Origin of the sequence: Desulfogranum marinum (assembly GCF_016918565.1) — a bacterium.
Classification (GTDB): Bacteria; Desulfobacterota; Desulfobulbia; order Desulfobulbales; family Desulfobulbaceae; genus Desulfogranum; species Desulfogranum marinum.
The window spans coordinates 32,845-47,383 of record NZ_JAFFQD010000019.1 but is presented as its reverse complement, the minus strand read 5'-3'; the positions used below and the strand labels follow the sequence as shown (position 1 = coordinate 47,383).

Genomic DNA, 14,539 nt, shown 5'->3' with positions numbered 1-14,539 from the left:
GCCAATCACCCGCAAAGTGATTGGCTTTGTTCGTTTTCACTCATTGCACCATTGTTTTTCACAGGGAATGCCATCATGTTTGCCATCCATTTTTGTGCCGGGGCAATTGCGCAGATAGAATTTTGCCTCGGCACATGATGTCATCTCCGAACAATACACTTTGCCCTTACATTGATAGGTCCCAGAGGTTGCCTTTTTGATTACCCGTTGAGTCGATAGCGATGTATGAATGTTTGGGATGGCCTCACTTGCAGGCACAAAGAGTGTCGCCGAAACGAGCAGTGCTATACCAAGCATTGATACCAAAAAAGGTCTAGCTGCAACTTTCCAATGCACAAAAAGAAAAATCAAGGAAACAAGCGGGAGGAACAAGCAGCTCAGGCCCCATACAATGCCTGTGCGAAATGTTTCAATGATGTACCAGATACCGCCAATGACAAATAGAACAACTCCTGCCCCTATCAGGATAAGGTGCAACGTGCTGGTGGCAATCTGATTGGTGTATCGCTTTTTTAACGATTGGAAGAACTCTTGGAAAGAGTCAAGGGATAAGTGATGAGCTGTCGCTGAAAGAGGCGAGGTCTCAGCATGTGCTGCCTTGGTGCCGGATAATTTTTCATAATTGAGACTGTTGATTTTAGTTATCGTCTCCGGGGTGAAACGCTGGGTATAATACGATTTGTCCGGTGACATGACTTTCACACTTGTTACTTTGGCGAGATCATAGGTGATAAGGAGGTTGTTGGCTGTACACATGACCTGATTGTTGTCAATTTCCAGGTAATCACACTCAATATCGTGTACAGCGTTTGTGGTCGTGAGGTGAAAGGTTGTGGTCGCAGGCGATGCTGTGGCCAGGAGGAGGCTAACGACGAAAACCCATGCGAAATGAAGAAAATATTTTTTGCTGATGTTCATTGTATGCTTCTTGTTGGTAATATTGTTTCCGGATATCTGTGGAGGGCTGTTTTTTTTAGGGAGAGTAAAAGGACTGCTAACCGTTGTAAAGCCTGGAGTTCGACAGTGAATATTCGGTGTTCGTCTCTCTCTCGCCGTTGTTGCAATGTACTTGAAAAAGGCGAGGACTATTTTTCTACGATTTTTAGAGCGGTATACTCTCTGCTGCTCCTACGCTGTCGGATCTTCCTTTTCGCATCCTTTCCTCGGGCCGGCTGTTCGTATAAAATCAATGATTGCCATTGAGTATGGCAAGTTGTAAATTTATTGGTATGCGTTGCGTATTGCTGTGCTTGGTTTTTTGTTTGAGTTGTGGGGGAAGGTAAAAAACAAAAGGAGGGCAACATGGAGTGGGTATCGATAGCATGGCCTGTACTGTTAGCAGTGCTAACCATACGAGCATTTTTGTCGGCGTTCACAAAAGTTTTATACAAAAAACGGCCGACAATAAGCCTGGGTATTGCAGAGCATAGAATTGTCCGCGGTGATGCCTCCTTTAACGAGCGGCTACAGGTGCTCGGGGCCTCTCTGTTTAGTGGTATGTTTTCCTTAAATGTCTATTTACTCAGTGCGATCATAGCGTCATGTGTTTATGGGATACAAAAGTATTTCTGATTACCCATAAAATTCAGCCATTTTTTTTGGGGACTCTTTTTGGGGACTCGGGAGACAGATCGGAGTCTTCGATCTGTCTCCCGGGTTTAAAAGAGAAATAAAATCAGTCCCCTGTCTGTTTCGGTAGATAATTGGCTGAGTTTTGTACGTAATCAGAAAAGTGTTTATGAGCTGTTTCGGGTAACTGTTGAGCTGCACTTCACGGCGTCTATACTCACCTTTGCGTACGATCAGTCAGGAAAAAGGAGTATTACTCGTAATCCCGGATGATTGTACGCCTCTGGAACGTTGCTAACCAGTTACCGACAGAGGGGAAATCGAGGTTATTTGTTAGTAACTATTCAGCAGCACCCCAACTCTCCACGATCTGCCCGCTCAGCATACCGATGTACCGAAGTCGGGGCTTATCTGCTAATCGGTCAGCGTGTGAACATTTGGAGCACTGCTGAAAAGTTACAGTTCGGGGTAAATTGACAGTTTTTAGATCTTCGCTGAATAGTTACATTTGTTATTCATTAAATAGCCCTCCATTTTTCGTTTCTTCAAGCACCCTTTCCGATCATAACTTCGGCGAGTCTACACTGCGATGTCGTTCCATTCCTTTTTTGCTGTCGAGAACCCGGTTATATTGGCCCATATGATCTATCGTATAAGGAACCTTATGTATACTAGATTGAAGCCACCTCAAAGCCAAAAGGGCAAACGTTTCCTGTATTTTACCATTAACACAAAAACCAGCAGCCAGATTGTGAGTGCCGGCAAGTAGTGCATCAATATATGCCTGTCGCCTATATGCAGCATATCTTTCGGGAAGCGATGAAACATTATTATTGTGGTTTGACATAGACACACGTTATGCCACAATTTCTTTCTAATTGGTCCTTCCCGGGGAAAAAGTTTTACCCTGTTCCCGTAATAAGGTAAGTAAAGGCTGCTCAAGAGCGGGAAGGAATTTTTTTTTTTGGTGAAGTGGAGAAAGGGAGGCTTTTTTGTCAACACATAGCAAAAAGAAGGAACTCGCGGGTGTCTGGCTTATTCTAGGGGCCGCAATGCTTTGGGGCACGACCGGGACTACCCAGGGGTTGGCGCCGGCTGAAGCGAATCCACTATCTGTTGGAGCGGCCAGGCTGGCTGTTGGCGGGTTGGCGCTGCTGGCTTTTTCTCTTTTCCGTGGCTCTTTTCGAAAAGAGGGTGAGTGGTCGGTATTTCTGGTTGGCGTCTCTGCTTTTTTTGTAGCAGCGTATCAGCTGTGTTTTTTTTCAGGCGTTGCCAAGACAGGGGTCGCCGTAGGAACAATGGTTGCCATAGGCAGCGCGCCCGTTTTTGCTGGTATTTTAGGATATTTTGTTCGTAAGGAACGGCTGGGAATTGTGTGGGGCCTGTCCACCCTGATGGCAGTGGCTGGTTGTCTGTTGCTGGTGTTGCCGGGAAAGGGGCTGCACGCCGATTTTAATGGTATACTCCTTGCCGCAGGTGCCGGCTTTTCGTATGCCGGGTATACGGTCACCATGAAGGGGCTGCTTGAGAAGTGTGCTGCGGATGCGGTCGTTGCTCTGGTTTTTTCTTTGGCAGCAGTTTTATTGGCACCTTTTTTGTTTCTTTATGATGCTTCATGGATCTTTTCATCCGGTGGGCTGCTTGTGGCGCTCCACTTAGGTATCATGACCACCGCCGTTTCCTATTGGTTGTTTGCCAAAGGGTTGAAAGATGTCAATGTCGGTACTGCCGCTACCCTGTCCCTTGCTGAGCCCCTGACCGCAACATGTTTGGGGATCGCTGTCCTCCACGAACGATTAATGGTCATGGAATATTTTGGGATGGGATTGCTTTTTGTAGGGATAGTGCTGCTTGTCGCCGGTCCGGCTATACTCCCGGGAAAAAGAACGGCAGTCCATTGATTACATCCGTAAAGCGTTGTCCTAGTGATCACTCAACAGCTAAAAGCCTTACAGTATCCCTTTGTGCAGCTGTATTTCACTGTCTACCCTGTCGGGATCCGGCGAGTTGTATCGGATAAGATTTTGCAAGTGAAAGAGACTGTCAGGGTCTATTGAGGTAAACTGGATTGCCAGCTGGTGATCATTGTGACGGATAATGTTGCCATGGGCCAGGATGGTAGGCTCCTGTTCTTGATCCTGACCTAGCTCTATTTTTACGGTACATGTTGTGTGATCTGCATATTCGGGCTGCAGTGAGACCAGGCAACCCCCTACACTGACGTTATCAAAATGATTTACTTTGTGGGAGGAGCCGTCTTCAAGGATGAGAGTCAGCTCAAATGGGAGCGGGATACGAGTGAATTTTCTTTTTTCAGACGCCATCAGCTAGCCTCTCTATGGTGATTATTGAAATAGTTGATTCTGTTGCCTGTTGAAAAAGAAACAGCGCTGTGCCGCAATTGCGGTGAGGGTGTTTTGTTTATATGTTGCTGTCTGCATCAGGGCAAGAGATTCGAAAAATTCATCCATGGTACCAAAGCCGCCGGGAAAAATGATAGAGGCCATGGCATAGCGGACAAACATGAGTTTGCGAATAAAGAAGTAACGAAAATTGAGGCTGACGCTTTGAAAAGGATTGGGATGTTGCTCGCGGGGGAGCTCAATATTGAGCCCGACAGAGGTGCCGCCAGCCTCAATGCATCCACGGTTAGCAGCTTTCATGATGCCGGGTCCGCCGCCGGTGATAATGGTTAATCCCTTTGCAGTGAGCAGGGAGGCCGTTTGCATTGCAGCCTGGTAATAGGGTGAATCTTTTTTAAAACGAGCACCTCCGAAAAACGAGGCGCCTTGGCCGATATCGTTAAGGGATTCAATGCCGTCTGTTAATTCCGCCAAGCTTCGGAAAATCCGCCAGGCTTCGGAAGTCTTCAGATCATCCATAGTGTAACCAATGAAGGGAAAGTCCCGGCAGAGAAATCCGCCGGGACTAGTAATCTATTACACTATATTATAACAATCCTTCAAAGAAGTCATTGCCCTTATCATCAACCAGGATAAAAGCAGGGAAATCCACAACTTCAATTTTCCACACTGCTTCCATGCCCAATTCAGGATAATCGAGGCATTCTACTTTGGTGATGTTCTCTTCAGCCAGCAGTGCTGCAGGGCCACCGATGGAGCCAAGATAGAATCCGCCGTGCTTTTTACAGGCATCTGTTACCTGCTGAGAACGGTTACCTTTGGCAATCATGACCATTGCACCGCCTTTGCTCTCAAGCAGGTCCACATAGGAATCCATACGGCCGGCAGTGGTTGGACCGAAAGAACCGGAAGGCTTACCTTCGGGTGTCTTAGCCGGGCCGGCATAGTAAACAGGGTGATGCTTCAGGTACTCAGGCAATGGTTTGCCGCTGTCAAGCAACTCTTTCCATTTGGCATGGGCGATATCGCGACCAACAATGATCGTTCCAGTCAGGGAGAGTGCGGTTGAAACCGGATGCTTGGTCAATTCCGCCAACACTTTTTCCATGGGCTGGTTCAGGTCGATCTTGACCACCTGTGATGAATCACGATTTCGGTATTCATCTGGAATCAGACGACCAGGGTTTGCATCCATTTGTTCAAGCCAGAAACCGTCTTTGTTGATCTTGGCCTTGATGTTACGGTCTGCGGAACAGGACACGCCCATACCCACAGGACAGGAGGCCCCATGACGAGACATGCGGATGACCCTGATGTCATGGGCAAAGTATTTACCGCCGAACTGAGCACCGAGGCCAAGTTCTTGGGCAGCTTCAAGCAGCTCTGCTTCAAGTTCCAGGTCTCTGAACGCGCGACCATGCTCATTGCCGCTGGTGGGGAGATTGTCAAGGTACTTGGCGGAAGCAAGTTTGACTGTCTTCAGGTTGGATTCCGCACTTGTGCCACCAATGGCAAAAGCGATGTGGTAAGGAGGACAAGCCGCGGTGCCCAGGGTTTTCATTTTTTCGATCAGAAACTTTTTCAAAGTTCCTGGGTTGAGCAATGCTTTTGTTTCCTGATAGAGATAGGTTTTATTGGCACTGCCGCCACCTTTGGCAATGAAAAGGAATTTGTACTCATCGCCTTGCGTCGCGTAGATATCAATTTGTGCAGGCAGGTTGCACTTTGTGTTTACCTCATCATACATGTTCAACGGGGCATTCTGAGAGTAACGCAGGTTTTCTTCGGTATACGTGGTGTAGACCCCTGCTGAAATCTGCTCGGCATCGTCACATCCTGTCCATACATTCTGGCCTTTTTTCGCAACAACACACGCCGTACCTGTGTCTTGACAAAAAGGAAGGACAAAGCTTGAAGAGACTTCCGCATTTCTCAACATTGCCAGAGCCACTTGTTTGTCATTGTCAGAGGCGTCAGGGTCGCTGAAAATTTTCGCAACACTTTCGTTGTGAGCCGGCCTGAGTAAAAAGGATACTTCACGCATTGCCGTGTTGGACAGTTCTTTGATGCCTTCCGGTGCAACTTTCAGCACTTTTTCACCATTGAACTCTTCTACAGAAACGTATTTTTCAGACCCTTCGAGCTTTCTGAATTGGGTTTCATCTTTTCCCAGTGGGAACGGATCTTGGTACACAAAGTCTGCCATGATGTTACTCCTTGTTCGTTGAATAAAGTGGAACCGGTTGTTTACAAACCGGGATATTCAAAAAGGTTCACCCCCCTTTTTAGATAGTGTCTGCCGGAAATGAGAATTTTGGTTTGAAAGCAAGGCATGCTTTCAATTTTACCACAGGCATATGTTTGATATCGGAGTCTCCGCTTACCTGCGAGGATAAAATTGTAAGCATAACGCTGCTGTCGGGCCTAAATACCATTTGTGGCCGGGCACTAGAAAACAACATGACGTCGGGCCATTATCTCCCGATATATGGGAGATAATGGAACCTAACGTTCACAGCCATCCTTTTTTACTCCGCTCGCGGGACAAAGGCAAGAGGCAGGCTGAATAAAGTTATTTTTTCCTGGAAAAACCGGATAATGGCGGTGAATGATGATTCATATTGGTCTCAGTCGGAATTGAAGTGGCACCCTACTGAAGAGAAGAAAAAACGCTCACCGAATCGATGGTGCAATTTGGCAGTGTTGCTGAGGCCGGTACAGTGGGAAGCACCTATCTTTTGAATACTGAAGTCGTCAAGTGCTGCTACCGTGGCCTCGAACTGCTCATCATCGGCAAAGCCAAGGTGAGTCCCACCAAAGACTGCATATATATTCTCTCCTGGAAACTGTTTATTGACATGGGTAAGGATGTTTATCAAGCCGGCATGGGCACAGCCAAGAATGATGACTAGTCCTTTGTCGGTACGCATCACCAGGGATTGATCATCGAGAAGGTTGTCCTGTTGCCATTCGTCTTTCGGGCCTTTTATTTTCATGAAGGGGTCAGGTTGTTCAAATGAAGAGACTCGAGGTATTTCGCCGGTAAGGAATACATTATCAGCTATTTCGGTTAACTGGGTATTGGGCACAAACACAGCACCCAGTGATTCCAGGTACTCTTTTTTGTAGCGAATGCCGATTTCTCTGCACTCGCCATCCTTGGTCCAGTATCTGTTGGTGAAACAATCCGGGTGGAGAAATACTTGTTTGTTGCCTGTCATGTGTAGGACATCCGGCAGCCCGGAAGTATGGTCATAGTGACCATGGCTGATGACAATGGCGTCTATTTTTTTCAGATCAATATCCAGGAGTTTGCTGTTATGGATCAGCCCTAATCCCTGGCCGGTATCAAATAAAATATTTTTGTCGCCCGCTTTGATGTGGACAGCCCATCCATGCTCGCCGATGAATCCTAATGAGCCGGCAACTGAATTTTCACATAGCACCGTACATTCACATTGCATCTACTTGTCCTCCTTATGGCTCTGGTGTTAAGCCTACTGGCATTAATTATGATTTTCACCGATTAAACTACCCTTTATTATTTAAGAGAGCATGATGAAAAAAACTTTTTGCTTTTTTTCTTTTGCAACTGGGGTCGTCGGTGAGCCCTACGTTTCTCAAAAAAGAAGCCGGCAGGGCAGGCAGAAGTGCTACGCTGCAGATGATGTTTTTTGATGCTGTAGAAGAAGATACCCGAGACCGCTATGCTGTCATTGTTTCCCCGGAAGAACAGAAAAAAGAGGGGACGATGGGCAAAAGGAGGAAGGAGGAGCTGCTGTTAAAGATGTTGACGTTCCTGAAAATAGGAGAGCTGCATCAACTGAAATTACTATACCAGTTCTGCCATAACGGTGTTGGCCAACGCAAGCCCATGTTTGGTTAAACTGAGATTCCAGCCTTCAAGTTTGAGCAGTTTTTGCGCAATCAGGTGGGTTAGTGTTTTGTCATAGTAGGTCATTGGATCAATGCTGAATCGATCATGCAGTTTTTTCAGATCTATCCCATCTGTCAAGCGGAGACCGATTACAACGGTTTCGCGAAAATAGGCCTCATGATTCAGCACCTCCTCTTCTCCTTCTATGGAGCGAGGTGTTTTTGTAGCATCTAAAAATTGAGCAAGATCTTCCCTGGTGCTCCACCTTTTTCCTTCAAAGGCAGAAACAGCTCCCGGTCCGATTCCCAGGTAACTGCCGTTATTCCAGTAATTAAGGTTGTGCCGGCAACGGAACCCAGGACGGGCGTAATTTGAAATTTCGTATCGTTTGAAAGGCGAGTGGCTGATAGTTTCCCGGGTTATTTCCATCATCTCCATTACTGCATCTTCATCGGGCAGGGATATTTCTCCCCTGTCGACAGCAGAGGCTAAAGGCGTACCAGGCTCAAGGGTGAGTTCGTACATGGATATGTGTTCCGGTTTAAGCTCCATGGTCTGGCCCAGTATTTTTTTCCATTGTTCAGGCGTTTGGTCGGGCAGACCATACATGAGGTCGATGCTGATGTTGCTAAAGCCGGCTTTTCTTGCCGTCACATACGTTTCCAGGGCATCATTTGCTGAATGGGGGCGACCAATACGTTTAAGCTGCTGGTCATCAAGAGACTGAAAACCTATGGAAAGCCGGTTAAAGCCGGCGTGGCGAAGTTTGCCCAGCCCTTCCTGGTCAATGGTGGCAGGGTTGACTTCAATGGAAATCTCAGCCTGATCACTGGTGATAGAGAAGCTTTCTTTGATACGGGCGAGCAGTTCAGCGAGCAGTGGAACCGGGAGAATGGACGGGGTTCCTCCGCCAAAAAAAATGGTGGTAAAGGTGAGGGATTTCCAGGGAGCGTGGTGGCGAAGAGTGTTCAACCGCTTAAGTACGGCTGCATGATATTGCCGAATACCTGTATCGGTTGCTGTGCAGGAGTAAAAGCTGCAGTAGCTGCATTTACTTAAACAAAAAGGGACGTGCAGGTATACGCCTGGACCGGTTTTATCCATGCTGGTTAAGTCGGGCCAGTGTGCCTTTGCACTGCTCACGGATCGAATCCATGAGCCCATGGTCGGCAAAGCTGAACACTCGCTCACCAGAGCCGACAATGATATGATCCAGTAACTGAATATGCATGAACGAGCAGACAAGATGAAGGGAGGTCGTCAGCTGTTTGTCCTGGGGGGAAGGCTGGAGGCTACCCGAGGGATGATTGTGTGCGATGACCATGGCACTGGCATTGTATTCCAGTGCCATTGCAATGAGTTCTCTGGGGTAAACGGTGTTAACGGTTACTGTTCCTTGAGCAACAATTTCAGTGTCGATAATCGCATGGGCAGCATCAAGAAAAACAACTGTCAGTACCTCGCGCTTTAAGCCGCGCATGGTGTGGATCAGGTAGTCGGCAACCTCTTTTGATGAGCTGATATACTGTTTTCCAGCCAGGCGAAGTCGCAGGTAACGTCTGGCAACTGCCTGTATGAATTGGAGGGCAAAGATGTTTTTTGCCCCCAATCCTTTTATCTCCTGCAATTGAGCAGCTGGAGCGTCCAGTACCGCCGGTAGTGAGCCAAAATGCTCAAGGGCAGAGCGCGCCGGATCTTTGCAGTCGGAACGGGGCGTGCCAAAGCTCAGCAACAGCTCGATGATTTCGCTGTCTGAGAAGGCTGCTATCCCTTGCTCCAGGAATTTATCGCGCAAGCGTTGACGATGGCCCTTGCCTTTTTCCTGCCACTGTTGTTTGTCCACTGTTCAACAGCTATTGTTTATTGAGTTCCTGTTGGAAAAGCTTGTTGGCCAGTTGAGGGTTGGCTTTTCCCTTGGTACGCTTCATGAGTTGGCCCACAAAAAAGCCTATAACCTTGGTTTTGCCTTCACGGAACTGCTGAACCTGTCCGGGGTTGGCGGCAATTATTTCTTGGATAATGGCCTGCAGTTCACCTGCATCGCTCATTTGTACTAAGCCTTTTTCTTTGACGATCAGATCAGGATCTGCTCCGGATTCAAGCATTTCCGCAAATACCGTTTTTGCGATTTTGCCTGAAATGGTGTTGTCCTCGATCATGTTCATCAGGCGAGCGAGCTGAACAGGCTTGACAGGGCAGGCATCAATATTTTCCGCACTGAATTCACGCAGCAGCTCGGTGCCAAGAAAATTCGCCAGTTTTTTTGCGTTGCTATATTCCCCAAGGGCTGCTTCAAAATAATCCGCCAATTCACGTGAACTGGTTAATATCTCGGCATCATAGTCGCTGAGCTCCAGTTCATCGGTGAAACGCTTTCTTCTGTTGTCGGGTAGTTCGGGTAAATGTTTGCGAACGGTGTCGATCCATTGACTGTCAACAACCACGGGGACGAGATCAGGGTCTGGAAAATATCGGTAGTCGTGGGCTTCTTCCTTGCCGCGCATGGTTTCGGTCTGGTTCTTGTCCGGATTCCATAAAAGGGTTTGCTGGACGACCTTGCCGCCATCAAGGAGGACATCTCGTTGACGCCTTATTTCGTACTCAAGGGCAAGCTGAACATTCTTGAAAGAGTTCATATTTTTCAGTTCGGTCCGGGTGCCCAACGCTTCTTGCCCCATTGGTCTTAGGGAGATGTTGGCATCGCAACGAAAACTCCCTTCCTGCATGTTGCCGTCGCATATATCCAGATACCTGACTATGGCGTGCAGCTTTTTCAGGTAGGCTGCAGCCTCTTCCGGTGATCGCAGGTCAGGTTCGCTGACAATTTCTAAAAGCGGCGTTCCTGTACGGTTGAGATCAACGTAACTAACCGGTTCCAGCTCGTCATGGACCAATTTTCCGGCATCTTCTTCCATATGGATCCGGGTGATACCTATATTTTTCAAGGTACCGTCGACGTCTATTTCCAGTTTGCCGTGTTCGGCAATGGGCAGCTCAAACTGTGAAATCTGATACCCTTTGGGCAGATCCGGGTAAAAATAATTCTTCCGAGCAAATATATTTTGGTGGTTTAGGCTCGAGTCTGTTGCCAGTGAGAGTTTGATGGCTGACTCAACGACCTGTTTGTTGAGTACTGGCAGGGAACCGGGCATTCCCAGGCAAACAGGACAGGTGTGGGTGTTGGGTGGTGCGCCGAATTCGGTTGAACATCCACAAAATATTTTACTCTTGGTTTTCATCTGGGCATGGACTTCCAGCCCGATTACGGTTTCAAATTCCATGAAATTCCTACTCGTGTATATATCGTTTTTTTAGTACATGAAAAACGGATGCTTATGTGTTTTACGTGAGTCCTTCTCCAACCCATTGACGTATTAATATCAGTTCCTCGGCCCACTGGCTATCAGACACTCTGATATTGATAAACATCCGAAAAAGTTCGTTGACAAGAAAAGTCAGCTCTTCAAACAGGACAATTCTTTCCAGGATCTGCCCTTCCAGGCTGTCGGCATCGTTGCCGTCTTCTGTTCCTGCGGTTTTCGGCAGGCGGACATTCCGAAATTCCATTACGCTTGCAGTTAGGGTTACCCCGTACTCGTGATCACCGCGGGCAATGCGCAGCCTTGCCTGTTCTGGTTTTTTAGCAAGCCGCATTCCCTCACGGGCTTCTTTGAGCTCAGTCTGCAGACCTCGGCAGATTACTTTTTCGCTGGCATCGCCTTCGCCGTATTCCAGCAGCATATGTTTTTCAAAGACGACCAGGATATCTCCAATTTCAGGAAGCTCAACACTGCCTCCTCGTTCTTCGGATTTGTACCATAGCCAGGCCAGGAATTCCTGACCAAGGAAGCGCTTTTCCTGTATAAGATCGACAAGATCCATAGTTTTAACTCATCATGTTCAGGTCATCTTGCAGCATTTTTTTTCGTTTGCTTCAAGCGTTGGCGAAAATTTTTTTTGCTCAAGATACCCTATAGTCGGTGTGAGGGATTATTAAAATGCCCTGCACTTAATCATAAATCCAGAGAAAGAGAAGTGTTTTTAGACCGTTTTTCCTCTGCAGCCACTGCTTTTTCAAAAATAGCCGTAGCCCTGGTCTGATATTTCTCTGCTTCGTCATTTTTACGTTGGTTAGAGCATAATTTGGCAAGCTCCTGGAGAATTGCCCCCACACTTGGATGGTCTTTGCCTTGGGTCTGCTCTGCAATAGAAAGGGATTTCTGGTAGCATCCCTCTGCTTCAGCATACTGTCTTTGCAGCCGGTATGACTCCGCAAGATTGTTAAGGCTCATTGCTAGCTGAGGATGGTTGGGGCGGAGTGTTTTATTGCGTATGGCAACCAAACGTTCATAAAGAGGGACTGCTTCCTTTTCCATTTCCAGCTCCATGCAAAGGGCCGCAAGTTTGTCCAGCACGCCGGTGAGCATTGGATGATCTTTGCCTTGCTTTTTTTCCAGGATTGCAAGGGCTTTTTTATAGAGTGCAGCTGCCTTGTCGTATTCTCCCAGCGTTTCCTGGAGTTCTCCAATCTGGAACCAGCTGATGGCCATTTCCGGGCTCTCCGGTCCTAAATGTTTACTAAACCCCGTCATTGCGTCTTTGTACATCGGACCTGCTTTTTTATGTTGACCGCTGGTCACGTAGGTGTATGCCAGTTCGCGCTTGGCTTGAGCGAGCAGGACTGGATCGTCCTTATACGTCCCGGCACAGATGGTTACATATTGCTCCAGCCATTTCACGGCATCATTGTATTTGAAAAGTCGTCGAGCGGTAAGTCCTGCAGCATAAAGGTAGTCGGAGTTCTCGCTGTCTGCTTCCACTGCTGTTTGGTAGCGCTGGAGAGCTGTCAAAAGGTCGAATCGATGTTCTGCAAGCATGCCGCTGTAAAAAGCTCCAACACCTTTTGCGGTACCTGATGCATTCATTAGGTCAGCCAGCAGTGATTCTGCTGCTTCAGGTCTGCCGGCGATAAGGTCGTTTTTTGCTTGAGCAACGGCCTCCTGTCCAAGGCTGTTTTCTAGTTCTTCCAGTGCCTGGAGCACATTGTCATAGCAGGAAAGTTCCTCCTGGTAGCTTTCATCAAGCACCGCAAGTTTTTCGTTCATCAACACCAGCTCGCGCTGGAGGGTATCCCTTTTTTGGTCCTGCTGAGTTGCTATCGCCTGTTGCAGGGCTTCGCGCTGTTGTTCTTCCTGTTGGTTGAGTCGCTCTGCATATTGTTCAAGGGTCAGCTTTATGGTGGCAACCGCGACTTGAGCTGCAATTTCCTCTGTGTCAATGGGCGTCGCCGATGCAGGTTCTGTCGTTAATTGTTCATCGACCCGCTTTGGTTCCTGCTGTTCTTCCTCTGCCACAGCGGGAGAAACCGGTTCTTCAGCGATCTGTTCCTGTTTGACTGCATCAGGCTCTTCCGGTTCTATAATGTCGAGGGCGGGTTGAGCCTTCTTTGCCGGTTCCTCAGTGGCGTCTGTTGCTTTAGGCGCACCTTGGTCAAGAATCGCTGCCTCTTGCTCATCAGCTTCCGGATGGAGTGCTGGTTCTTGCCCAGGCTCGGGCTCTCCTGTCTCGGTTTTTTCCGGGAGAGGGCTGCTCTCCATTTCCAGGCTCACTGGGGAGACAATCGTTTCTGCCGGCTGGGCTGCTTCTTCCGACTCCAACTCTATGTCAAGGGGAGAAGCTTCAGTCTCCTCCATCTCCATGGACTGAACTTTTTCAGGTTCTACAGGTATTTCCTCGGCGACTTCCTCTGGTTCCTGCAGTTTCTTTTCCGCCACAGGTGCCGGCGATGCTTCCTGAAAGATCGGTGTCGGCTCAACGAGCTGGGGCTCCTCTTGCTCAACAGGTTCTTGAGCTGGTGCCGCTTCTTCTTGCTCCTTGCTGGCTTTTATTGCCTCTTGTTCTTGTGTATCCTGCTCACCGGTTGAGGTGGGGAGCGTTTCCTCAGTTTTTTTACTGCTTATTTTTTTCACCAACAAGGTGGCGCCAAGTACGACCATAATGGCAATGACTGCAAGGATAATGCTGTTCATGGTGTCTCCGTTCGGTGTTAGGTGCGGTGGAAATCCACTAGAGGAGGACTGCCGGACGCATTGCTTCGTAATTTTCAGTCGCGTCTTCGTTGATCATGTCTAAGCCGGTCAGCCAGGGAATTTGCAGAATAAGAGACATTGCAAAGGTTTCTTTAAAGAGGTCTTCCAGTAGTGCGATGGCTTTTTTGCTGGTGGAAAAGAAAAGAAGCGTGTTTTCTGAGAGGTTCCAGCATAGGTCGTAGGTGGCAGGTATGGGAGCGGATTTGCGGATAAGTTCAGCGCGAATGCGCTCTTTTATCTCCAGGCGAGCTGCCCTGCTGAGGCGTGGAATTTCTTTTTCCCGTTTAATACGTGCTTCTTCCTTCATCGTATATTTTTTTAGCACAGCAGGGGAAACCTTTCGTTCGTCCGTGCGCATGGTCAGCACTACATAATCTCCAGCAGCATAGGAGCTGTAGGCAAAATCAGCATCAAACATATCGGCAACAGATACCCAGCCAATGGAGTATTCATCTATGGTGTCGTCAATGTCGCGAAAACTGTTTGCAGCTACCCGATCGGCTACAAAGTCCCAAAAATGATCGGGCAGCTCGCCCACAACTGAAAACCTGGTGAACGATGCAGCACCGGAAATAAGTCCCATAACCTTTTGTAATCCTTTTGTATTGGTCTATTATGTCTTGATAGCGTCCAAGATGGTA

15 protein-coding genes are annotated in these 14,539 nt (G+C 47.9%); 3 read left to right on the top strand and 12 right to left on the bottom strand.

Features of this window, described 5'->3' with window-relative positions:
- Positions 1-36 precede the first annotated feature (36 nt).
- The gene (locus JWH17_RS24865; RefSeq protein WP_205222820.1) at positions 37-918 is read right to left on the bottom strand and encodes an excalibur calcium-binding domain-containing protein; all 882 of its coding nucleotides are present in this window, start codon (positions 916-918) and stop codon (positions 37-39) included.
- Between the two features lie 384 nt (positions 919-1,302).
- Here JWH17_RS24865 and JWH17_RS11770 point away from each other — a divergent pair, with 384 nt between their 5' ends.
- Positions 1,303-1,572, top strand: coding sequence for a hypothetical protein (locus JWH17_RS11770; protein ID WP_205222819.1), 270 nt, complete (start codon positions 1,303-1,305; stop codon positions 1,570-1,572).
- Between the two features lie 559 nt (positions 1,573-2,131).
- Here JWH17_RS11770 and JWH17_RS11765 read toward each other — a convergent pair.
- A complete protein-coding gene (locus tag JWH17_RS11765) occupies positions 2,132-2,416 on the bottom strand; it encodes a hypothetical protein (RefSeq protein ID WP_205222818.1) in 285 nt (94 codons plus the stop codon).
- Positions 2,417-2,561: 145 nt separating this feature from the next.
- Between JWH17_RS11765 and JWH17_RS11760 the strand changes: the two genes are divergently transcribed.
- Positions 2,562-3,470 carry a DMT family transporter gene (locus tag JWH17_RS11760; RefSeq protein ID WP_205222817.1) on the top strand — a complete coding sequence of 303 codons (909 nt, stop codon included), beginning with the start codon at positions 2,562-2,564 and terminating at the stop codon, positions 3,468-3,470.
- A 48-nt stretch (positions 3,471-3,518) separates the two neighbouring features.
- Here the strand turns inward: JWH17_RS11760 and JWH17_RS11755 are convergent, their stop codons facing one another.
- From JWH17_RS11755 to JWH17_RS11740, 4 genes are all read right to left on the bottom strand, one after another.
- A complete protein-coding gene (locus JWH17_RS11755; RefSeq protein WP_205222816.1) occupies positions 3,519-3,893 on the bottom strand; it encodes a PilZ domain-containing protein in 375 nt (124 codons plus the stop codon).
- Between the two features lie 21 nt (positions 3,894-3,914).
- Complete coding sequence (locus tag JWH17_RS11750) at positions 3,915-4,451, bottom strand: LOG family protein (protein WP_205222815.1); 537 nt, start codon at positions 4,449-4,451, stop codon at positions 3,915-3,917.
- 67 nt (positions 4,452-4,518) lie between these two features.
- Entirely contained in the window at positions 4,519-6,138 is a 1,620-nt protein-coding gene (locus JWH17_RS11745) for a fumarate hydratase (RefSeq protein WP_205222814.1), read from the bottom strand.
- A gap of 421 nt (positions 6,139-6,559) precedes the next feature.
- Complete coding sequence (locus tag JWH17_RS11740) at positions 6,560-7,396, bottom strand: MBL fold metallo-hydrolase (RefSeq protein WP_205222813.1); 837 nt, start codon at positions 7,394-7,396, stop codon at positions 6,560-6,562.
- Between the two features lie 140 nt (positions 7,397-7,536).
- Here JWH17_RS11740 and JWH17_RS11735 point away from each other — a divergent pair, with 140 nt between their 5' ends.
- On the top strand, positions 7,537-7,818 hold the full coding sequence (locus JWH17_RS11735) for a hypothetical protein (protein ID WP_205222812.1): 282 nt from the start codon (positions 7,537-7,539) through the stop codon (positions 7,816-7,818).
- Here JWH17_RS11735 and hemW read toward each other — a convergent pair.
- From hemW to rdgC, 6 genes are all read right to left on the bottom strand, one after another.
- Positions 7,765-8,952: a radical SAM family heme chaperone HemW gene (gene hemW, locus JWH17_RS11730; protein WP_205222811.1), complete on the bottom strand. Its 1,188-nt coding sequence runs from the start codon at positions 8,950-8,952 to the stop codon at positions 7,765-7,767. The two genes, JWH17_RS11735 and hemW, sit on opposite strands and share 54 nt — an antisense overlap.
- Positions 8,906-9,652, bottom strand: a complete 747-nt coding sequence (gene radC, locus JWH17_RS11725) for a RadC family protein (RefSeq protein ID WP_205222810.1) — start codon at positions 9,650-9,652, stop codon at positions 8,906-8,908. Before radC ends, hemW begins: the two co-directional genes overlap by 47 nt.
- 10 nt (positions 9,653-9,662) lie before the next feature.
- Positions 9,663-11,090, bottom strand: coding sequence for an Asp-tRNA(Asn)/Glu-tRNA(Gln) amidotransferase subunit GatB (gene gatB / locus JWH17_RS11720; RefSeq protein ID WP_205222809.1), 1,428 nt, complete (start codon positions 11,088-11,090; stop codon positions 9,663-9,665).
- Between the two features lie 61 nt (positions 11,091-11,151).
- A complete protein-coding gene (locus JWH17_RS11715) occupies positions 11,152-11,691 on the bottom strand; it encodes a hypothetical protein (RefSeq protein ID WP_205222808.1) in 540 nt (179 codons plus the stop codon).
- 131 nt (positions 11,692-11,822) lie between these two features.
- The gene (locus JWH17_RS11710; RefSeq protein ID WP_205222807.1) at positions 11,823-13,838 is read right to left on the bottom strand and encodes a tetratricopeptide repeat protein; all 2,016 of its coding nucleotides are present in this window, start codon (positions 13,836-13,838) and stop codon (positions 11,823-11,825) included.
- A 37-nt stretch (positions 13,839-13,875) separates the two neighbouring features.
- On the bottom strand, positions 13,876-14,481 hold the full coding sequence (gene rdgC, locus JWH17_RS11705) for a recombination-associated protein RdgC (RefSeq protein ID WP_205222806.1): 606 nt from the start codon (positions 14,479-14,481) through the stop codon (positions 13,876-13,878).
- Positions 14,482-14,539 lie beyond the last annotated feature (58 nt).

Bases quoted from the DNA above. Each gene is read 5' to 3' on its own strand.
- JWH17_RS11770 (WP_205222819.1), top strand. From the start codon at position 1,303: ATGGAGTGGGTATCGATAGCATGGCCTGTACTGTTAGCAGTGCTAACC.
- JWH17_RS11745 (WP_205222814.1), bottom strand. From the start codon at position 6,138: ATGGCAGACTTTGTGTACCAAGATCCGTTCCCACTGGGAAAAGATGAA.
- JWH17_RS11715 (WP_205222808.1), bottom strand. From the start codon at position 11,691: ATGGATCTTGTCGATCTTATACAGGAAAAGCGCTTCCTTGGTCAGGAA.
- JWH17_RS11755 (WP_205222816.1), bottom strand. From the start codon at position 3,893: ATGGCGTCTGAAAAAAGAAAATTCACTCGTATCCCGCTCCCATTTGAG.
- gatB (WP_205222809.1), bottom strand. From the start codon at position 11,090: ATGGAATTTGAAACCGTAATCGGGCTGGAAGTCCATGCCCAGATGAAA.
- JWH17_RS24865 (WP_205222820.1), bottom strand. From the start codon at position 918: ATGAACATCAGCAAAAAATATTTTCTTCATTTCGCATGGGTTTTCGTC.
- JWH17_RS11710 (WP_205222807.1), bottom strand. From the start codon at position 13,838: ATGAACAGCATTATCCTTGCAGTCATTGCCATTATGGTCGTACTTGGC.
- JWH17_RS11750 (WP_205222815.1), bottom strand. From the start codon at position 4,451: ATGGATGATCTGAAGACTTCCGAAGCCTGGCGGATTTTCCGAAGCTTG.
- JWH17_RS11740 (WP_205222813.1), bottom strand. From the start codon at position 7,396: ATGCAATGTGAATGTACGGTGCTATGTGAAAATTCAGTTGCCGGCTCA.
- rdgC (WP_205222806.1), bottom strand. From the start codon at position 14,481: ATGGGACTTATTTCCGGTGCTGCATCGTTCACCAGGTTTTCAGTTGTG.
- JWH17_RS11765 (WP_205222818.1), bottom strand. From the start codon at position 2,416: ATGTCAAACCACAATAATAATGTTTCATCGCTTCCCGAAAGATATGCT.